19 protein-coding genes are annotated in these 18,762 nt (G+C 49.7%); 9 read left to right on the top strand and 10 right to left on the bottom strand.

The window, feature by feature from the left end:
* Window positions 1-3 precede the first annotated feature (3 nt).
* Genes GYMC10_RS21910 through GYMC10_RS21890 form a run of 5 tightly spaced genes read right to left on the bottom strand, consistent with a single transcriptional unit; the run spans window position 4 to window position 4,130 of the window.
* A complete protein-coding gene (locus GYMC10_RS21910) occupies window positions 4-612 on the bottom strand; it encodes a response regulator transcription factor (protein WP_015736546.1) in 609 nt (202 codons plus the stop codon).
* Entirely contained in the window at window positions 609-1,715 is a 1,107-nt protein-coding gene (locus GYMC10_RS21905; protein WP_015736545.1) for a sensor histidine kinase, read from the bottom strand. The genes GYMC10_RS21910 and GYMC10_RS21905 overlap by 4 nt, the downstream gene beginning before the upstream one ends.
* 51 nt (window positions 1,716-1,766) lie before the next feature.
* Window positions 1,767-2,453 carry an ABC transporter permease gene (locus tag GYMC10_RS21900; protein ID WP_015736544.1) on the bottom strand — a complete coding sequence of 229 codons (687 nt, stop codon included), beginning with the start codon at window positions 2,451-2,453 and terminating at the stop codon, window positions 1,767-1,769.
* Window positions 2,450-3,184 (bottom strand): ABC transporter permease, encoded by a 735-nt coding sequence (locus GYMC10_RS21895; RefSeq protein WP_015736543.1) that lies wholly within the window; start codon window positions 3,182-3,184, stop codon window positions 2,450-2,452. Before GYMC10_RS21895 ends, GYMC10_RS21900 begins: the two co-directional genes overlap by 4 nt.
* A 1-nt stretch (window position 3,185) precedes the next feature.
* Entirely contained in the window at window positions 3,186-4,130 is a 945-nt protein-coding gene (locus GYMC10_RS21890) for an ATP-binding cassette domain-containing protein (protein ID WP_015736542.1), read from the bottom strand.
* A 174-nt stretch (window positions 4,131-4,304) separates the two neighbouring features.
* Between GYMC10_RS21890 and GYMC10_RS21885 the strand changes: the two genes are divergently transcribed.
* The 4 genes from GYMC10_RS21885 to GYMC10_RS21870 all read left to right on the top strand — a co-directional run bounded on the left by GYMC10_RS21885 (window position 4,305) and on the right by GYMC10_RS21870 (window position 8,674).
* Window positions 4,305-5,000, top strand: a complete 696-nt coding sequence (locus GYMC10_RS21885; RefSeq protein ID WP_015736541.1) for a response regulator transcription factor — start codon at window positions 4,305-4,307, stop codon at window positions 4,998-5,000.
* Entirely contained in the window at window positions 4,997-6,529 is a 1,533-nt protein-coding gene (locus tag GYMC10_RS21880; protein ID WP_015736540.1) for a sensor histidine kinase, read from the top strand. The genes GYMC10_RS21885 and GYMC10_RS21880 overlap by 4 nt, the downstream gene beginning before the upstream one ends.
* Before the next feature lie 175 nt (window positions 6,530-6,704).
* A complete protein-coding gene (locus GYMC10_RS21875; protein ID WP_015736539.1) occupies window positions 6,705-7,913 on the top strand; it encodes a hypothetical protein in 1,209 nt (402 codons plus the stop codon).
* A gap of 71 nt (window positions 7,914-7,984) precedes the next feature.
* Entirely contained in the window at window positions 7,985-8,674 is a 690-nt protein-coding gene (locus GYMC10_RS21870) for a stalk domain-containing protein (protein ID WP_015736538.1), read from the top strand.
* Window positions 8,675-8,843: 169 nt separating this feature from the next.
* Here the strand turns inward: GYMC10_RS21870 and GYMC10_RS31995 are convergent, their stop codons facing one another.
* Entirely contained in the window at window positions 8,844-9,104 is a 261-nt protein-coding gene (locus tag GYMC10_RS31995) for a hypothetical protein (RefSeq protein WP_081746337.1), read from the bottom strand.
* Between the two features lie 105 nt (window positions 9,105-9,209).
* Here GYMC10_RS31995 and GYMC10_RS21865 point away from each other — a divergent pair, with 105 nt between their 5' ends.
* The 3 genes from GYMC10_RS21865 (at window position 9,210) to GYMC10_RS21855 (ending at window position 10,596) form a co-directional block, all read left to right on the top strand.
* Complete coding sequence (locus GYMC10_RS21865; protein ID WP_187293001.1) at window positions 9,210-9,521, top strand: nuclear transport factor 2 family protein; 312 nt, start codon at window positions 9,210-9,212, stop codon at window positions 9,519-9,521.
* Window positions 9,522-9,633: 112 nt separating this feature from the next.
* Window positions 9,634-10,113 (top strand): GNAT family N-acetyltransferase, encoded by a 480-nt coding sequence (locus GYMC10_RS21860; RefSeq protein ID WP_235201837.1) that lies wholly within the window; start codon window positions 9,634-9,636, stop codon window positions 10,111-10,113.
* 39 nt (window positions 10,114-10,152) lie between these two features.
* Window positions 10,153-10,596 (top strand): GNAT family N-acetyltransferase, encoded by a 444-nt coding sequence (locus tag GYMC10_RS21855; protein ID WP_015736535.1) that lies wholly within the window; start codon window positions 10,153-10,155, stop codon window positions 10,594-10,596.
* A 104-nt stretch (window positions 10,597-10,700) separates the two neighbouring features.
* On the opposite strand, the gene GYMC10_RS21850 is transcribed toward GYMC10_RS21855, so the two are convergent.
* Window positions 10,701-11,762 (bottom strand): S-layer homology domain-containing protein, encoded by a 1,062-nt coding sequence (locus tag GYMC10_RS21850; RefSeq protein ID WP_235201836.1) that lies wholly within the window; start codon window positions 11,760-11,762, stop codon window positions 10,701-10,703.
* Window positions 11,763-12,291: 529 nt separating this feature from the next.
* On the opposite strand from GYMC10_RS21850, the gene GYMC10_RS21845 reads away from it, so the two are divergent.
* Window positions 12,292-12,969 (top strand): class I SAM-dependent methyltransferase, encoded by a 678-nt coding sequence (locus GYMC10_RS21845; RefSeq protein WP_015736533.1) that lies wholly within the window; start codon window positions 12,292-12,294, stop codon window positions 12,967-12,969.
* Window positions 12,970-13,009: 40 nt separating this feature from the next.
* The gene (locus GYMC10_RS21840; protein ID WP_015736532.1) at window positions 13,010-13,486 is read left to right on the top strand and encodes a DinB family protein; all 477 of its coding nucleotides are present in this window, start codon (window positions 13,010-13,012) and stop codon (window positions 13,484-13,486) included.
* Window positions 13,487-13,566: 80 nt separating this feature from the next.
* Here GYMC10_RS21840 and GYMC10_RS21835 read toward each other — a convergent pair whose 3' ends face one another.
* From GYMC10_RS21835 to GYMC10_RS21820, 3 genes are all read right to left on the bottom strand, one after another.
* Window positions 13,567-15,138: an acetamidase/formamidase family protein gene (locus tag GYMC10_RS21835; RefSeq protein ID WP_015736531.1), complete on the bottom strand. Its 1,572-nt coding sequence runs from the start codon at window positions 15,136-15,138 to the stop codon at window positions 13,567-13,569.
* A 221-nt stretch (window positions 15,139-15,359) separates the two neighbouring features.
* The gene (locus GYMC10_RS21830; RefSeq protein WP_015736530.1) at window positions 15,360-16,844 is read right to left on the bottom strand and encodes an endonuclease/exonuclease/phosphatase family protein; all 1,485 of its coding nucleotides are present in this window, start codon (window positions 16,842-16,844) and stop codon (window positions 15,360-15,362) included.
* A 427-nt stretch (window positions 16,845-17,271) separates the two neighbouring features.
* On the bottom strand, window positions 17,272-18,363 hold the full coding sequence (locus tag GYMC10_RS21820; protein ID WP_015736529.1) for a class I SAM-dependent methyltransferase: 1,092 nt from the start codon (window positions 18,361-18,363) through the stop codon (window positions 17,272-17,274).
* Between the last annotated feature and the right edge of the window lie 399 nt (window positions 18,364-18,762).

Raw genomic sequence — 18,762 nt, 5'->3', positions numbered from 1 at the left:
GCATCACAACGACTGCCTCCAATAATAGATCGCCAATTGGGTTCTGTCCCGGAGCTCCAGCTTATCCAGAATGATCGAGAGGGTGTTGCGCACGGTTCCTTCGCTGATAAACAATTGCTCGGCAATTTCCCGATTTGAGCAGCCTAAGGCAACCAGCTCGAGAATATCGTTTTCCCGCGGGGTAAGGTCGGAACGATTCTCTTTTTCGGGCAGCATCAAGGTCTTCAGCACATTGGCATCCACAACGGAACTGCCGGAGGCCAAGGCACGAAGCTGTTGTGCCATACTGGAGACCTGCGTCGACTTCAGCATATACCCTTCGGCTCCGGCTAGCAGCGCCAGGCGGATACTATGCTCATCTTGAAACGTGGTCAGCATCATGATCTGGACTTGGGGCCACTTTTGCTTGATTTGCCTTGCCGCTTGGATTCCGTCCATACCAGGCATCCGAATATCCATGAGGACGATGTCCGGCAGGACCTCTTCACAGCATTGAATGGCTGCTGCGCCGTCATTCGCAGTGGCCGTCACTTCCATATCCGCTTCTCTGGATAGAAGCAGCCGGAGACTCTGACATACCAATGGATCATCATCCACAATGAGAATGTTCATCGAATGCCCTCCTTTTCCATAGGTATTACGCAGACCAATTGAAAGCCGCTGGATGTATTGGTGGAGATGCTCCCGCCTGCAGCCTGGGCTCTTTGCCTTAGGTTGCGGAGTCCGGTTCCAGGCAGCGAGGAGGAATCCAAAACGCCGTCATTTTGGACGCTTAACCGCACGATATGTTCATTGACGTCCAACGATACTTCAACGTGTTTGGCTTTGGAATGACGCACCGCATTGGTCAAAGCTTCCTTGAGGCAAGCATTCAGGATGACCCACAGATGGGCAGCTATACGGGATGTATTTCCATAAATTTGCAGCTGCACAGGCATTGCTTTGAAATTGCGGCAGATCTCCTCCAGGCTCCGAATGCCGATCGCTTGGACAGGCTGCATATTATGGACCGTTTCCCGCAGCTCCAGGGCACTGCTCGACAAACGCATCTGGGCTTGAGCAAACATGTCTTCCGCTTGCGGGTCATTCTCCCTCCATAATGTTTCAAAAGCTTGAAAGGCTAACAACGCGGCTGTTAATTCATGGCCGACCTCATCGTGCAGCTTCTGGGAGATTCGATGCCGCTCTCTCAGCTCTGCAAGCTGAGCCGTTTGGACATTGGCCATGAGCAGCTCACCTTTCAATATTTCCAATTCGTAGCGATCGCGACGCTCCTGATCTGCCTCCAATCGATACTGATGGATTTGCTTGGACCAACATAAAACGATCCACCCCGCAAATGAAGCTTGAACGAGCATGAGAAGAAGCGGGAGGTCCGGATCGACATAGCCGATGACAAGCGCTGCCAGGATGGGCAGGGAAAACAGCGGTTTACCGGCAAGCATGGTTTCAAATAACGGCAGAGCCAGTCCGAAGCCGGCCTCCGGCCAGAATGGAATGATGGACATGCATAGAATCTGGTCGACCAGTGTTGTCCATGAAGGAAGGGAAAACCGCCATCGGGCTATTGCCAGGATCGCTAAGGCGAAGATTAGGACGAACCCTTCGGTCCCGGCATCTCCCATAAACCACAGAGCGGCCAGAAGCAGCAGGGCAAACATTCTCCAAATCACGACCGCTATGCTTGGGGACCACGAATCGGTATAGCTTCTCATGAAAACCTCCCATGGCATACGTTCTCTTTTCCCCATATCGTAACATATTTTTCAAGCGAGTTTCCTTCGGCTGCCAATCAGCATAAAAGCGATCGTAAACAACAGCAGGATCCCGAGCGGAGTGAGTTGCTCCGCGAACAAGCCTCCGTTCTTAGCAAGCATGATTCCCTCATGGAACCAATAGGTAGGGGATAACATGGCGATTTTCTGCAGGGATGCAGGCATAGCCTGAATGGGAAATAAGGTTCCTCCGAGCACCGCCATGATCAAGATGATTCCCAGCATAACGGCTGTAGAAGATTCAGGCTGGCGGAACATGGAGCACCACGCGAGAGAGAAGCTAATCGCGGTGACCGAGAACACGCTGAACATGCAGAAGAGTTGAATCAGACTGCCAAAAACATCGGTATGCAGCAACCAGGCGCTGAATGTGACCACGGCGCTTTGTCCTACAAGCAGCAGAGCGAAAGCAAGCAGATTCTGCGATAAATACTTGAAGTGGGTCACAGGTGCAACGCCGATCCGGGTCATAATTTTATTCTTTCGATCCTCCATGACCATATGAACGAGTTTGGAGGCTGAGAATAACAGCAGGATTCCATAGAAGTGATACCCCAGCGGTAAGCCATGCCAACCTCCCACCGGGAGGACAACGACGGCTGCAGGAAGGCCTAACAGCAAGATAAGATTGGGCAAGCTGCGGACGCTCCGGATGAGCGCGAAGTTAAATATCGTCAAGCGAGCTTCCTCCTCCCAAGCCACGTGCTGATCATCATGCATATCACGGTTAAGGCTAACAGCAATAGTATGCTTAGGTACGCTTTACCTTGCCCGCCATCGACAAGCATCTCCAGGACGGCCATCTTTCCGAGGGATACCGGATTCCCATAGGACGACATGAATTCAAAGAAATGATGATCCGGGAGAGGAAACATTAATCCGGTTAAGATGATGAAGCCGATTCCAAGGACTTCAGATACCCTTTCAGCCAATTTTATGTTATGGATGGATAATGTCAGCAGCAGATGTACGGACTGCGCAAAGAAGGAATAAATAATAAATACCAGCAAGACCCAGCCGAGCGATCCCCACGCGATCCCGAACACCCAGGTTGTGAATAGCACCAAGACCAACCCTTGCAAAGTGCTGAAGAGCGTGCAGGCAAGAATAAGAGAGCTTGAATAAACCGCTACGTTAATAGGGAGCGAATAGATTCTCCATTTCCGGGTTTTAAGTAAATCGATATCCAAATAACTCATCAAATACGTGCCGCCAAAAAACTGAACGCCCATAATGGTCGTAACGGCCATCAAGTCCAGCGGAGGAACACCGTTCATGCCTTCATAGGGTCCAATAACGACACCCAGCACGGTAATGACGACCAGTGGCAGGCCCAGCAGAAGCAGCTGCCCGATGGGTTCGCGTATCAGGCGCAGCAAGGAGAAGTACGTCATTCTGAATACAAGCATGTTAAGTCCCCTCCGTGTCACGTAGTTGCTTGCCGGTAAGCGTAAGGAATACGTCTTCAAGCGTAGGTTTCTCCGCATGGATGGATAGGACGCCGCCCGCGCTTTTGGCCAACGACAGGATGCGATCCAGATTTCCTGCACCTGCCCGTGATATGATCTGAATTTGCGTTCCATTCAAAACCACGTGCTTGACTCCATCCAGTTGTTTGATGTTATCGATCAGATCCTCTGTCAGCTCCACGACTTCCAGCTTGATCTTCTCTTCATGGTGGATGTTCTTTACCAACTCATCGATCGTCCCCTGCGCTATGACGTGGCCTTGATCCATAATCACGACGCGGGATGCGAGGGACTGCACTTCTTCCATGTAATGGGTAGTATAGAGAATGGTCGTCCCTCTTTTTTGCAGCTCGCGGACCGATTCCAGGATGTGATTTCTGGATTGGGGGTCGATTCCAACCGTTGGTTCGTCCATGATCAGGAGCCTGGGTCTGTGAATAATAGAGCAGGCGATATTCAGTCTCCGCTTCATTCCTCCGGAAAATTTGGAAGGACGTTTATGGGCTTGATCCGTTAGTCCGACGAACTGGAGCGTTTCCGTGATTTGTCTTCTCAATTCCGTGCCCCTTAACCCATAGATTCCGCCAAAAAAGGCGAGATTCTCGTGAGCGGTTAAATCCTCAAAGACGGTGATATCCTGCGTAACCAGTCCGATCTTTCGTTTAACCTCCAGCATAGGGCCGCTTGGCCGTTCCCCAAACAGCTCGATGCTTCCGGAATCGATGCCAATTAAGCCGGATAACGCATGGATCAATGTGGTTTTACCTGCACCATTCGGACCAAGAAGGCCGAGTATTTCTCCCTGCCTGATTTCTAGATGGACATGGTCCAGGACAAGCTGATGCCCATAGCGCTTAATGATATGGTTCATGGTAGCGATTGTCATCCGAATCCTCCTTTGCTTGAGTGCTTAGCTTTATTATGGCCACCGGACGAAAGCGTTCATAGTTACAATTGTAATGAAATCGGCAGGGGACCGCTGTTGAAATATGATGCCGGATACGTTACCATCATGGAATTAGCAAATGTGTAATCGGCCAGTAAAGGAGTCGTATCTGCGATGACGAAGGTACTTGTTGTAGATGATGAGATCAGTATCTCAAGCGCAGTTGCTTATGCGCTGCGAAGGGAAGGATATACGGTAGAGACCGCAGGGGACGGGCAGGAAGCGCTGGAGCGCGTGGAATCGTTTGATCCTGACGTGATGGTGCTCGATGTCATGATGCCGAAGCTTAGCGGGTACGATGTTTGTCGCAGGCTCGGGGATCGGCAGCGTCCTGCCATTCTGCTGTTGACGGTGAAGGACGATATTGTGGATAAGGTGCTCGGGCTGGAGCTTGGTGCCGATGATTATATGACAAAGCCCTTTGACATGCGGGAGATCATCGCCAGGGTAAAGGCATTGTCCCGAAGAAGCCGTACTCCTGAGGCGGCCGGGAAGCAAGCCCTCGAAACGCATGTGATCCGGATAGCCGGACTTACCATTAACCTGTTAAATCGAACCATTCATGCCGAAGGCAAGCCTCTTGAACTGACGCCGAAAGAGTTTGACCTCATGGCTCTCCTGGCCCGGAATCCGGAGCGGGTATATTCGCGAGAGGCCTTGCTTGAACAGGTATGGGACATGGATTTTGCCGGCGGCACGCGTACGGTAGATATTCACGTCCAGCGATTGCGCAAAAAGCTGGGAAACCAGCATGAAGTGATCCAGACCGTGTATGGCATCGGATATAAAAGCACGGAGATTCCATCATGAACAAAGGAAAAGTGCGTTTCGGCTTAAAGTGGAAAGTCGCACTGCTTCTCGCTCTGCTGCTGATCGCCGTTGTGGTTGTTCTAAGCACGTTGGTCCTTGCCGGGATACGGGAGGACCAGCGGGTGCGCCTGGAGCAAACCTTCGCCCAGGAAGCAGAAGCAGCCAATCTCAGGATTCATCAGGAATTACTGACAAATCCTCAAACGCAGCCGGATGATTTTATGGAAAATGTCGGCCAACGGCTGGCCGTCGATCTCGGAACCCAGAGCGGCATGCCGGTGACCCTGTATAAGATAGATGGTACATTCACGGGGACTTCCCTTCCGTTCCAGCCGAAAATGGATGTACAGGACGCGCTTGCTCACACGGCGCAAGGGCGTTCCGCCTATATTACCGAGGGCGACCAGTTGTTATATCTTGCCCCGCTTCGGAATATGGAGCAGCCGATCGGAACGATTCAATTCCACGCCTCCCTGGCCGAGCAGCATGCGTTCTATGACCGGATCCAAACCCTGTTTATCGTGACGGGTCTTGCGGTGCTGGCCGCCGGCTTCCTGATCGGTTTTCTGTACGTGTGGCGGCAGGTGCATGTCATCAGCAGATTGAACCAGGCTGCGCAGAGGATCGGCGAAGGCGTCTATCTTCGAGAACCGACGGTGAAGCGAAACGATGAGCTCGGCGAGCTGGCGCAAGGGATATATGATATGAGCGGGCGAATTTCCTTGTCGGTGAACCAGCTCACGGAAGAGAAACAGAAGCTGCTGGATGCCATTGATCGGCTGCGGGAGCTGGAACAGCAGCAGAAGCAGTTTATCGGAAATATCAGCCATGAGTTGAAAACGCCGCTGACCTCCATACTGGCCTACGCGGACCTGCTTGAGATGTATCGCGACGATCCCGCGCTGCTCGAGGAAGCCCGAGGACAGATCAGCCAGGAAGCACAGCGACTATATCGCCTGGTAGAAAAGGCGCTTCAGTTATCGTCCATGGATATATATGAATTCGAAACCCACGCGGAACACGTAAACCTCATGCCGATTCTGCAAGAGGCGGCAGCCCGGCTGGAGGCCAAAGCAGAGCAATCGGGCATAACGCTGCGATCCTCATTATCCGAAGGCAAGGTATGGGCCGATCCGGAGAATCTGATGCATATGATTTTGAATCTGCTGGATAACGCCATTAAATATAACAGGCCCGGTGGGACCGTTACGCTATCGAATGAAGTGGACCGGGATCCACAAGGCCATGATCGTATGGTCATTAAGGTAAGCGATACCGGAATCGGAATTCCGGACGAAGCCCAGGAACGGATCTTTGATCCGTTTTATACGGTGAGCAGCGACCGCTCCCGGGTACATGGCGGTACCGGCTTAGGGTTATCCCTGGTCCGCAATTTGGCGGAGAAGCAGCACGGTTCCGTCGAAGTTGCGGAATCCAGCCCCAACGGTTCTACGTTTGTGGTCACCTTGCCGATGGAACGGCCGCAATCCCAGGAGGTTCATTCCGTGGAAAGCTCAGACTTGGAATAGGTCTGGGCTCTTTTTAAAATGCACATCTTTGTTTACAAGTTCGTTACAAGCTCGATATCGTATCGAGATATTCGCATTCTATACTGAGTTCAACAGGGAAAGAGGCGGCAAGACAAGTCACATGAGTTGCAGCTGCCGAAGCTCCTTGGGGGAGAAACATAGGAGGAAACCTGTTATGAAACATAGATTTGGGAAGCATGGGATCAAGTTGCTGTCTATCGTTGCTGTGGCTGCAGCCCTTGCGGCCTGCCAGTCCCAGGATCGGCTGACGATCGTGGAACCGGGCAGTCAAACCAGCCAGCCGCCTGTATCGAATGCCGGAAGAGGTAAGACACCGGGAGAGCGCAAGCTCACGGTCGTTGACGGGGCGAGCGGGCAGGCAGGTCGGGAAGTGGTCGTGAATCAGACGCACCGGATTGCCTCGTCCAACATCGAGACGTGGATATCGGAGGATATGGTCAGGGTCACTACCACCAAAATGGTCAAGGAAGCAACCGCAACGGAAGAACCGAAATATGCGTACGCCACCGAAGAGGTGAACGTAAGCACGGGCGAGCGGCGTGAGCTCACGAATCATGAAGCGTCGCATCCAGGCCAACATCTGGTCAAGGAAGAGGTCTCGCCGGACGGTAAATATAGCTTTGTACAGAAATGGAGGGATAAGTACACGGCAGACAATTTCATGAAGGATCTTAATACCGGCAAGAGCATTCCGGTAAAAGGGGACAACTACATGGAGATTGGCGGTTGGCTCGATGCGGATACCTATGTTCTTGCGGCAGGCTCCATGAGCGGCAAGGGAGAGATTCGTCTCATTTCCACGGACGGTACTTACACCACCACCGCCATTGAGGATGAGGACGTTGAAGTTTACAACCAATTCGGAGCGAGTAAAGGCCGGATCTATTATACCGATGCGAATCAGGTGCTTAAGGTGGTTGAACCGGGGCAGTCGAAGCCGGTACATCTCATCGAAAATGTATGGAGTTTCACCATCTCGCCGGATGGAGAGTACATTGCCGTCTCCACAGCAACCAACACGGAAGGGAACTCAGGCAGCAATTTACTGATCTATGACGCAGCCGGCAGCTTGCAAGGATCGCTTATCGGAAAAGGCAATCTGATTTCTTACCCGTCCTGGTCGCCGGATTCTGCCAGATTAGCCTTTGATGTGTACTCGGAGAATGAAAGCGGAATGAACGGCGTGTATGTGTTTGATACGGCTTCCGGGAAAGTAAGCTGGATGGCGCCCTATTATTCAGCGGTGCATCCTGCGGCCCATCCGGTCTACCCGCTGACTTGGAGCCCATCTGGAAAAAGACTGGGAATTACGATTGACGATAAAGAAGCTTTAATTGCGACGCATGTCATTGATTTTCAATAAAAGTTATTGCGCTTCATACTATGACTCATCGACTTGGAAGGTTGGTGAGACAAACGAGAGGGATGAATGAAATGAAACAGTTGAAAAAATCAATCGCGGCGGTTGCCGTGTTGGGAATGACCTTAACGGGAGCGGCAGGTGTCTATGCGGGAGCCAACCTGGAGAAAATCTCGGCTTACCTGAATCACAGCATCGGCATCCAAGTGGACGGTACCGTCTATAACACGGGCAAGAAATTGACTCCGATCACGTATCAGAATACAACGTACTTGCCGGTACGCGCGATTGCCGATGTGCTGGAAGTTCCTGTGCGATACGATGCGAAGAATAACCAGGTGTTAATCGGAAGTAATCCTGGAAACGGTCAGACGATCGAGCTGACCAACGTGAATTACAGCGATGCCCAACTAAAAGAGATCAAAAGCGCATTCGCCAAATTTGATGGTTTCCAAACACCGTACGCTCCAAGTCAGATGGTAAAAGGCGATGTGTATCAAAGGACGGGCGCATCGGCAGATGGCGTGAACATGGTCTTCAAACATATGACGGTGTACATCTCTCCAAGAGACTACTCTCATGGATATGACAGCAAACCGGTTACATTGTCCAATGGGGTTAAAGCGAAATGGTATACACCGGATGACACGGATATGCTGGGATTTCAGATCAATGACCGCTTCGTGACGATCAGCTCCCCGGATCATTCCTTAAGCAAAGCGCAGCTGGAGAAGGTTGCAGTAAGCGTTGCCCAATTGAAATAAATATAGAGATAATTCTAAGGTGATAGAGATATATTTCAGATATGAAAAAGGAAATAGAGGTTCTTACGAGGAAGCTTGCAGGGTGAACGGAATAGCCTGCGAGCTTTTTCATATTAGAAACTCGTAGATAAAAAAGAAGCAGCAAGACGCTGCTCCTTCCATCATTTCATTAGTTGCGCTGCAATAACAGGTAACCGCTAATGTTGGATGTTCTTTGACGGAATACGATTTTGAAACCTACATCATGATCCTGCAAGCAGGCCAAGGCGGTTCTAAGCAAGGCATTCGGCGTCAAATCAGCCCGGCAAGGTGAAGCATTGCCAATAACGCGTGCGGCCACGATTCTACGCGGAGAACCCGCAACAAGAGGATTTCTTGACCAACTGATCAATACTAAATCCCGCTGAGGAACAGCAGTGACACGACCCATTCAAATCACCTCTTATACTTTAGTAGAGTCCGTATATTAAATGACAAGTTGATGAGAATTGTGCAAAGCAAAAGGCGGAGTTTTTCAAAAACAGGGTTGACGCCGATGATAGCTCTTCTGCATGAGGAGATCGAATTCAGAAATAGTTCTAGCGGATTGGTGGACGTGGAGAAAAAAGGCATTGAGGAATTTCGGGAAATAGCCGAACAGTCCAAGTCGTTATTCTCCCACCGTTGTCAGACTATCGTTGGTTCTTCGTTTGAAGATGACAAGCTTCAGATTGAGATTGACTACGAGGGTATCCTCGCTAAGGATCTACCTAACGGTATGAAGGCCGGGGAGAAGATTCATATGAAGGGAAAGTCCGTATTCGCGTTTAAAAACGATAGGATCGCCGTGATAGAAGATTATAGTTGATAAGGTTAGAAGTATTTAGGAAAAGTTTATCTAAAGTTGTTTAATCCCGGAAGTAGGGGTTCTTTATGTGGTATTATTTGGGTTAATGTATGCTCGCTTGGGGGGCCATGAAATGGACATGGAATTGAAGCCGGTTAACCGGAGGTTAAGAGAAGGGGGTGACCCATTGTCGCAAATCAACATCAATCGAAGCAGCCCGGAAGAAGCGCTTGCGGTACGGACGAACCTGATTCAATTTAATGCACGGTTTATCGCAGAAGATTTGCAGCAGAATTACGAGGAGATCAACTTACATATAAAAGATGAGTTTGGAGAGATCGCAGGCGGCATCAACAGTGTATTTTGCTGGAATTGGATTGAGGTCGATATTCTGTGGATCGATGATCGATTTCGAGGGCGGGGATATGGCTCAAGATTACTACAAGAGATTGAGACGATCGCAAAAGAAAAGCAATGCACCTTCATCAAGCTCAATACCTTCAGCTTTCAAGCGCCGGCATTCTACCGTAAACATGGATTTCAAGAGATAACTCGCATTGACGATGCCCCAAGGGGACATCAGCACTATTATTTTGTTAAATATTTGGCGTAAACCCGTGTGAACATCAACAATGATTTGAAGGAGCTTGACATGATTAGACTGCAGCCCGTAAATAAGGATAATTGGACCGAATGCATTAAACTGAAAGCGAAACCGGAGCAAGAAGGTTTCATTGCCTCCAATCTGTATTCGATTGCCCAGTATCAATTTCTTGAACATTTTGAAGCGATGGCCATTTATGATGATCAGACGATGGTCGGGTTCGCGTTATATGGCTTGGACGCCGATGACGGCAACTATTGGATTTACCGTTTCATGATCGACGGGAATTTCCAAGGAAAGGGCTACGGGAAAGAGGCTTTGCGATACATCGTTGAAGAAATCCGAAACAAACATGGCCGGACAGATGTCCTTATGCTAAGTTTTGATCCGAAGAACGAACGGGCCAGACAACTGTACATCAAAGCGGGTTTTGAGGAAATCGGCGTTATGCCCTGGTCGGGGGGAGAATCCGTAGCGAAGCTGGAGCTATAAGACATCAACTTAGTGGTGTTCGAAAAAGGCGTAACGGGACGACAAGCATTGTATGACAAAAAAGGGAAAGCATACTGTATGCAACAGTTATGCACTCCCTTGTGTCATTTTAATTGGAGATTGGGTTCATACCATATGGCTTGGGTAAAGTCCTGGAATGTATCAGCGTAATAATACATAACTTCAATATTGTTATTTTCGCCGGTTGCTTTTTGACCTTTGCTTCGGATAATGGGGATGAATTCCGCATAGTATGCGCCGTTCAAGGGGATTCGAACAGGCTGCTTAGGGTTGCTCAACTGCTCGTAAGTATAATAGGATGGCTCCCCGTTCACGTTGATCTGCAAGTCGATTTTCTCGGTAGCCTTCAAGGCCAGATAGAATTCCGGCAGGGCATCGGAATTCACCAAAGCAAAGTCGGAAACCGGACTCGCCCCGTGCGCTGATGGGGAATCCTTGTATATAAAATATCTTGTGCCATTCGGAATGAGATCATCCGGCGATGGTTCCCGGACATAGCTGCCGCCATCAAAATAGTCGTAAATTCGATGCAGGACGACCGCCGTTTCGGCTAACGTTACCTTTTGATTCGGGCGAAAATACCCTCTTGCGTCGGGTTTCATGATGCCGGCCTCGGCAAAGCCGAGCAGGGCATAGGCTTTGACGTAATCCAGATCGGAGGCTAAGGAAGGCCCGTATTTTTTGTCTTGCATCAATCCGATTTCGGGTGCCAATGGCTGATAGGCATACTTCCACTTATCATATTGCTTGTAGGAATTGAAATATCTTTTGGGCAGGTCTTTAATCGCCCGCAATCTCGCGATATCCTCACCGTCCGGTAATTCCAAGGAATAACCAATATCATCGAACAGCGTATTCAGCGTAATCAACAAGTCCCAGCGTGTCAACACTTTCTCCGGTATATACTTGAAGGTTTCATCGCCATAATTGATTCTGTCTGCGGCTCCGATTAATCCGTTCGGCGCCGAAGGTATGCTGCCGTAAACATCCTTAAAAATCTGGTAGGATGGGTGCCCGTTAGGGACGCCGGGAATGTCGAACTTCTTATCAGCTTCGACCCGGAAATCGGTAAACAGCCGGTGAACCATAAGGGTAAGATCGGCTTTGGTCACCATCCTGCCTAGCGTTTTTGTCCGATACTCCATGTTCTCAAAAACCCCATGGGATCGAAGAAAGTCAATGGACTCATTGGCCCATGCATACTTGGTTTGACCAGATTCCGCCGCACTTGCCACGGATGTCATGCAAAACGATAAAATAAGGGTTAAAGATAATAATTGACGCCACCTTTTTAAAAACATGAAATCCTCCTGTATGTATCGATAGATTGGATTAATATTCCTCCATTGTAGACGACAAATTATGACAAGAGCAATGTTTTTTTAGTCCTCCTTACCTATTGAAAAAGAGTCGGTTTGCATTGTTCTTGGTCCGAAGCGTAATGGAAGCGAAGACGAATGCCGGGGAAACCGAATGAAAGTGGATGATTTTCGACGGGAAATTTAAATGTAACCGTTGACATTGCGGAACAAAATGGTAATATTTTAAGACATTAGCAATAGCGGTTGATTCGTTGATTCGGTACCTGTTGGCATGCTCAAGATCATGTAACGACAGGGTTGTGCCATCTTGGATTGTGAATGCAGTACAGCCTATCACGAAAGGGGGGAACGCATGGGAATCGACTGGTATGACATGATCGCGCGCAGGAATGGCGGCTATAGAGGAAGAGCGGTGTGTACCGTAGTCGGAAGGTCGGCGGAAGAAGTGTTTGAGGAGCGGCTGGTGGAGATGCTGCCGCAGTATCATTCCGTGCTGGACGCAGGCTGCGGGCATGGCGAGTTCACGCTTCGGATGTCCAGACATGCTGAGAAAATCATTGGCTTTGACAATTCCGCGGAGATGATTCGAATTTCCCGATCCTTGCTTGAAAGCAGCGGAACCCGGAATGTGGAATTCGTGTTTGCCACGACGAAGACACAGATGCCTTTTCAAGACGGGCAATTCGACCTTATCTATGACCGCAGAGGACCTACCTCAATCCTGGAACACCCGAGGATATTAGCTTCAGGCGGCACCATCTTCGGGATACATACCGATGTGACTCACGTTCGAAGGCGATTGTCGGAGAATGGCTACATGAATGTCGAGATTGAGGAGTATAATGAAGCGATTATTTACTTCCCGAATGCCCACGAATTTGCATTAAACCTGTCGGATACGCCAGGCAATCCCGATTATATTTTACCGGAAATGAAGGGTGAGCTCGAGAACAGGATACGGGAGAACCAGATCGACGGCCAGCTTGGAGTCCGCGAGCACAAATATATCTGGAAAGCGATGAAGGCGTGAATCAAGGATCTTTTATCATACCGAATAAGGAGTGTGCGATATGGATCATGAGTTCAACCGGAAGTGGCTGGAGGACAAATTTGAAAACATCCGCAGCCGTATCTTGAAAGCGTTGGTGCAGTTAAACGATGAGCAAGTGAATTGGCGGCCCAATCATTCCAGTCTAAGCATATCTACGTTGATCAGGCACATCGAAGGCAACATTCAAGAACGGGTCATGAAAGGAATATTGCAACAAGACGTTGCCCCGCGAAATCGGGAGCAGGAGTTGACCCAGGTATTTGTCAGCCGGGATGATCTGATCCAGATTGTGAAGAATCGGTTTCAGTTCCTGATCGATACGGTGAAATCCATGTCGAGTCAGGACTATGAACAGGTTCAACCGGTCCGGGGAAAAGAACGGAGCAATCTCGACATCCTGCATCAGTGCGCCACGCATTATTCGGAGCATATGGGTCAAATTTTTTATATCGCCAAGCAGTGTTTGACGGTTCAATATAAAACCACATCGATCTAATAAACGAGTCCCCCTTAGATGGCGTTTCCAGCTAAGGGGGACTTTGTTTCGGTAGAATCATATAGCGACTGTGTACAAGATCAATCCAGGGAAGGCGTTACGCTGGCTTTCAGCACATTCCCGCTGGTGGTCCAGTTCACATGGGCCCCGAACAGAGCAGGGATTGTCTTGATGGGAATCATGGTTATGTCATTCTTCATGATGGCCGCTTCGCTGTTGTACACCGCCTTGCCATCCATTTCATAGATCGCCTGTCCGATCGGGACGGTTATGCTTTTACCCGGGGCGGTTGCTAAGGCCGCATGCCGCTTAGGATCCCATTCCACTTCATAGCCCAAACCTTCAGCGAGCGGACGGAGGGGAACATAGAATTCATCCCCGATGATGGAGGAGCCCAGGGCGGAACCGTTGATGGCGATCGACAGCTTGAGATTGTTAATAAAATGCCGCTTATGAATCAGCGCATGAATTCCTTTGGTTTTGTCCACCACCTGGGAGACCTCGTAATCCGTAGCCGCGCTCATGTAAGCGTAAGCCGTTGCGCGATCCATGCCCAGCTTCTCATTCAAGAACCCAAGGGCTTCGCGCACCGCTTCCTTCATGGCTTCATCCAGATCGGGATCGAGACCGACGGGAATCCAGTAATCCTCCGTTTCGGCAAAAGGCTGCTTGAGCTCTGCACGTGGCAAGGAAGGATCGCCAGCTTTCAGCACCGTCAACCGGAAGGTGCCGCGAAGGGAGGCCTCCATTGCAGTCAAGGCAACCTCGCCGTCTCCCTGTGCAAAATGAGGATCGCCGGTATAGAAGAGCCCGCCTTTTACCTGAATCGGAAGATACAGCGTAGATCCGACGCCAAGCTCGTTGATATCGATATTGCCTCCGGTTTCGATCGGCGGGACGCTGCTAACTTTTTCACTGGTATCCGGTGCGACGCCCATAAGTCCAATAAAAGGCTTGAGCGGGAAGCGGACATGCCCGCCCTGTTCAACGGGAAGCACGCCATAGAGTTTACCGTTGATTTCTTCTACCGGCGTGAATTTGGAAATATTTTGGTACAGCTCGGGATTTGCTGCGCTTGCTCCTTCTTTACGCCCGTCATTCTCGGGATATTCGCCGGGAAGGGCCCCCTTATAATGCCGGTTGGATATGACGCCGTAGGGAACCCGGGGGGTGAGAGAAAGAACCTCGACCTTCAACACATCTCCAGGTTCTGCTCCCTGGATTCCGATCGGTCCCGTTACGACATGCGGTCCATCGTTGTCAAAATCATGCTGCAGCGCAGAGGCAGCAACCGCTTTAGCGTCATCTAGCACTTGATCTGGCCGGATGCCGAAGGAAGCAAAATACTTCTCCGGATCCCTTCCCTGGTCTTCAAGGATGCCTTCATGGGATATCGTATCAAACGTGACGGTGCTGCCGGAGGTGACGGTCATGATGGATTTGCTGTCCCGATTCGGTAGATGCCCCCAACTGATATTCTCTACGGTGCTGGGGACATAATAATCGGCTCTGAGTTGCTCATTGCTGGTGGATTGCAGGATGGGAAACGAATCGAGGACAGCGGCTTGCGCGGGTACAGCGGCGAACAAGGAAATCGTACATAAAGCTGCGGTGATGGAATGAAAGCGAGTATTTCTTTTCCTTGATGACATATTATCTCCCCCATATCCTGTGCATATTATCAATCTAGCAGCATTATACATGGAGAAGGATAAGTTTAACAATATTTATGTTATGTTATATAACGCGAAAAGATGAAATTAATTACATAGAACTAGATTTCTGAGGGTGAATACCTAAGAAACCTTCCACGCACCATGAGCCTGAGTCATGGCATGTGGAAGGTTTATCTGTTTTTTTTGGAGTATGAAGCTTACGGCTGACCAGGGGAAGGGCGCTGAAATGTGTCTTTTTTCTGCATAATGCTCATCAGCGGCGCAGGCTCCTGATAGGTGATCGATTCGTTCACACCGGCATCCAGCTGTCCGTTATTAAACTGGACCCCTACGAGATGCGTGCCGGATGGCGATGAAATACCCAAGGAACGTCCGCTGGTGGAGGTTCCGTTCAGGCCCTGATTGTTGCCCGGCGTGAAGACGGCAAGCACCTGAGACGGTAAGAGCTCATCCCCATCGGCATGATAGTTGGCAAGGAACTGCTCCAAGCCCAGGTCATAACAGCAAGGCTGCTTCTTGATCCAGACCACCTTGGTTTCATTCGGGCCGATAAGGGTGTTGGTGCTGTAGCGATCCTTCGTAATGGTCCAGCGGTTGGACTTGGATTTGTCGAACGGAAGGGCAGGATCGTAATAGTAGTAGATTTGATACCCTTCCAGGTCGATTTCCCGGTTCGTGGGGTTATAGATCTCCACATAATTGTAATTCCCTTGCTCGTTCGAGTTGGCGACCACTTCGGAGATATGCAGAGCCGTGGTCAAGGGCAGCTTGGGCACCGTTTCTCCGGTGGTTTTGTTGGATTGTTGCAGGGTGCCCTCCATCATGACGGGATAATGATCGCTAGGGTATTGGCCGTCTTCCTTGTAGTTGATAATCTCGCTGTGCAGGATATTCCAACCTTGGCCGTGCAGAATCCAGTCGATCCGGTTTCCGCTGCCGCCGCCCGTAGGGTCCTTGTAGTTATGGAAGGTTCCCAGATCATCGTTGGTTCGCTTCTTGGCCGTGACATGCGCATCCGATAACCCGTTGCTTGTAAAAATCGAATACGTATCGCTCCCCGGAAGCGTGTTGAAATCGCCGGTGATTACAACGGGGATATCCGGGTCAAATGCCTTCATCTTATCAACGATAAGTGCTGCGCTCTTCTGCCGGGAAACCTCGGATTGATGATCCAGATGCGTGTTGACCATATAGAAGGTTTTGCCGTTTCGAAGATCCTGAAAGCGAACCCAGGTTGCCATCCGCGGAATTTGGTTGCCCCAGCTGGCCGAGCTGATCGTTTGGGGCGTATCGGACAGCCAAAAATGAGACTGCTCCAGTGGCGTCAGCCGGTCCGTATTATAAAAAATCGCCATATATTCCCCTAAGCTCCCGCCTTCACGTCCGACTCCGATCCGATCATAACCCGGCAGATCATTCTCCAGATCCACGATTTGCCGGTGGAGACCTTCCTGCGTTCCAATAACGTCCGGCTGATGCTCCAGGATGAGGTTCCTGGTGACTGGGCGGCGGTTCTCCCAGGGCTGACTGTCATTGGCGGCATACCGCAGGTTGAAGCTCATAACCTTTAAAGGACCCGACGAGGCTTCCGCGGTGCTTCCCATTTCGCCGGAAGCGGATAGCGATGCCGTCGTCAGAAATGTAAGCATCATGAACAGGCTGGTGATTTTGGGGATTCTCATTAAAATTCCTCCTTTGTCATGTGCAAGAATATGTTCCTAATGGATGCTAAGCAGGTCACTTGTCCTCCCTTCCTGATTTGCCCATATCATATCGTATTTTTAGCGGGCTGCGTATTTACATTTTTTTAGGTTTTTGCTGTTGTTTTGGTTATTCGTGGAGGAAATGGCTGGAAGAGGCCACTCGGGAAAGAAGAGAATATTAATATGGAGAGATGATGGCGGTATGAAGTCCATTAGGCTGCTCGTAATATGTAAACCTAGCTCCGCCTCTCCAGTTGTTTCCGGCTCCGCGGTGGTACGGCACAAGAAAGAGGCCAAGAAGACCATTGTAGCTGCAGGCCCCTTTGACCTCAATACCGTCATGAACGTAAATAACGCCTCAAGAAGCACAGGCTCCCGAGTTTTAGTTCACCTGTAACTACCAGCTTCAGGTTTTTAAGAATACGCCAAGCTCCCTTACTTTCCCTGTGCCCGATGTGGCCGCCAGCTTTACATATCGGGTGAAATGCGTATTTTGCAGCAGCAGCGCTTTTTCCGTTTCCGGTTCGCCGCCTGATTCCCAGAAGAGCATATCGGTAATGCATTGATTGATTTTCCGCAAAAAAGCGTTACGGATATCTTGGTCTCCCATATGATGATAAAAAACGGTTAACAGGAGGCCGATCTCATACCGCTGAAGTCTTGATGAAGATTCGAAGCGGTCCGGAAGCAGGTCAAAGTTCACCCTTTCCAGCCGATTCAGCCGCAAAGCCAGATCATAATGCTCAGCCAGCGGCTCCAATCCGGTTACGTGCGCACCTTCGCGGGCGAAATGCCGTGCGTAATATCCAATATTGCAGCCGATATCGATCACTTTCGTGCCGAGAAGAGAACGTGTACCCAAGAAATCCATAATGACATCAAGTCTTGTCGGATAGGTTTGATCGCGCTCGCTCTTCAAATGAAGGTAGGAAGGGTGCAGTATGGGGGTATAAATAAGGCTCCGTTGATATCTCTGAAAAGAATCGGCAACCTCTGACAGCCCTTCGATATTCATCCAGTCCATATAATCTTCGCTGGACATTTTGACTTTCATGCTCCTCTTGCCTTGGCAATACAAAAAAGTCGACCTGTGATGTCCGTCCTTCAGGTTAAAATAACCTCCTGCGCGATTAAATTTCACCAAAGGCGGGTCTTGATGAAAAAAAGCGCTGTTGGACGACAGATCCACCTTCATCATGTGATACTGATTTTTCCTAAAGGCGAGGACCTCTTCATCCTGTAAAGGCGGGTCGATTCCCCTGGTGAGAAAGATCTTCTTATACCAATCCAGGTACGCGGACGGGCTGGCTTGTTCGTTCATGAAATATCGGTACAGGCTCTTGTGCGAATCAAAACGCATGATCGGCATATCAGCGGAAAGTTTATGATGTTCGTACCAGGAATCGGTGTAGTTGGGAATATCCTTTTTTCTTTCCTCCGTAACCAGATCCGTGAACAGCAGTTCGATCGGGACATCAACATTTACATACCCGGACATCGCTCAACCTCCAATATATCGTAGTTCCCTTATTTCGAAGAAAATTAAAAGGCTTCAACAATCTTCGATGGGAATGTTCAGTAGAACGTGCTTGCTTGTTGCAATGCTGGCATTCAGAAGGGTGACCGGAGAATTTGACATCATGATCATGGGGCGATGTTCTGGAGCATTCAGTCTTCAATAATATATTCTCTGCCTTATCGGCTTGACCCGACGCGTGACTCTATCTACATAAAAAACTATTCCTAGCAGTTGGGGCAGTCTCGTACTGGAGTATTTATTCGATGGAGATATGCGTGAGAAGGGGAGTCATTCCGAGTTGAAGTTTCATTAACGTCGTGCGATTGCGTGTTATGTGCGATAACGGTAGAATAAGGGGAGTTACCAGATATTTCATCC

Origin of the sequence: Paenibacillus sp. Y412MC10 (assembly GCF_000024685.1) — a bacterium.
In the GTDB taxonomy this organism is placed as follows: Bacteria; Bacillota; Bacilli; order Paenibacillales; family Paenibacillaceae; genus Paenibacillus_AQ; species Paenibacillus_AQ lautus_A.
The sequence above is the reverse complement of the archived record's forward strand: the minus strand, read 5'-3'. Positions and strand labels throughout refer to the sequence as shown.

What these genes read in the sequence shown, in the direction of transcription:
- GYMC10_RS21880 (WP_015736540.1), top strand. Translation starts at nt 4,997, where the DNA reads ATGAACAAAGGAAAAGTGCGTTTCGGCTTAAAGTGGAAAGTCGCACTG.
- GYMC10_RS21895 (WP_015736543.1), bottom strand. Translation starts at nt 3,184, where the DNA reads ATGCTTGTATTCAGAATGACGTACTTCTCCTTGCTGCGCCTGATACGC.
- GYMC10_RS21890 (WP_015736542.1), bottom strand. Translation starts at nt 4,130, where the DNA reads ATGACAATCGCTACCATGAACCATATCATTAAGCGCTATGGGCATCAG.
- GYMC10_RS21910 (WP_015736546.1), bottom strand. Translation starts at nt 612, where the DNA reads ATGAACATTCTCATTGTGGATGATGATCCATTGGTATGTCAGAGTCTC.
- GYMC10_RS31995 (WP_081746337.1), bottom strand. Translation starts at nt 9,104, where the DNA reads ATGGGTCGTGTCACTGCTGTTCCTCAGCGGGATTTAGTATTGATCAGT.
- GYMC10_RS21905 (WP_015736545.1), bottom strand. Translation starts at nt 1,715, where the DNA reads ATGAGAAGCTATACCGATTCGTGGTCCCCAAGCATAGCGGTCGTGATT.
- GYMC10_RS21820 (WP_015736529.1), bottom strand. Translation starts at nt 18,363, where the DNA reads ATGTCCGGGTATGTAAATGTTGATGTCCCGATCGAACTGCTGTTCACG.
- GYMC10_RS21865 (WP_187293001.1), top strand. Translation starts at nt 9,210, where the DNA reads ATGATAGCTCTTCTGCATGAGGAGATCGAATTCAGAAATAGTTCTAGC.
- GYMC10_RS21855 (WP_015736535.1), top strand. Translation starts at nt 10,153, where the DNA reads ATGATTAGACTGCAGCCCGTAAATAAGGATAATTGGACCGAATGCATT.
- GYMC10_RS21835 (WP_015736531.1), bottom strand. Translation starts at nt 15,138, where the DNA reads ATGTCATCAAGGAAAAGAAATACTCGCTTTCATTCCATCACCGCAGCT.
- GYMC10_RS21885 (WP_015736541.1), top strand. Translation starts at nt 4,305, where the DNA reads ATGACGAAGGTACTTGTTGTAGATGATGAGATCAGTATCTCAAGCGCA.
- GYMC10_RS21870 (WP_015736538.1), top strand. Translation starts at nt 7,985, where the DNA reads ATGAAACAGTTGAAAAAATCAATCGCGGCGGTTGCCGTGTTGGGAATG.
- GYMC10_RS21840 (WP_015736532.1), top strand. Translation starts at nt 13,010, where the DNA reads ATGGATCATGAGTTCAACCGGAAGTGGCTGGAGGACAAATTTGAAAAC.
- GYMC10_RS21850 (WP_235201836.1), bottom strand. Translation starts at nt 11,762, where the DNA reads ATGGAGTATCGGACAAAAACGCTAGGCAGGATGGTGACCAAAGCCGAT.
- GYMC10_RS21860 (WP_235201837.1), top strand. Translation starts at nt 9,634, where the DNA reads ATGGACATGGAATTGAAGCCGGTTAACCGGAGGTTAAGAGAAGGGGGT.
- GYMC10_RS21830 (WP_015736530.1), bottom strand. Translation starts at nt 16,844, where the DNA reads ATGAGAATCCCCAAAATCACCAGCCTGTTCATGATGCTTACATTTCTG.
- GYMC10_RS21875 (WP_015736539.1), top strand. Translation starts at nt 6,705, where the DNA reads ATGAAACATAGATTTGGGAAGCATGGGATCAAGTTGCTGTCTATCGTT.
- GYMC10_RS21845 (WP_015736533.1), top strand. Translation starts at nt 12,292, where the DNA reads ATGGGAATCGACTGGTATGACATGATCGCGCGCAGGAATGGCGGCTAT.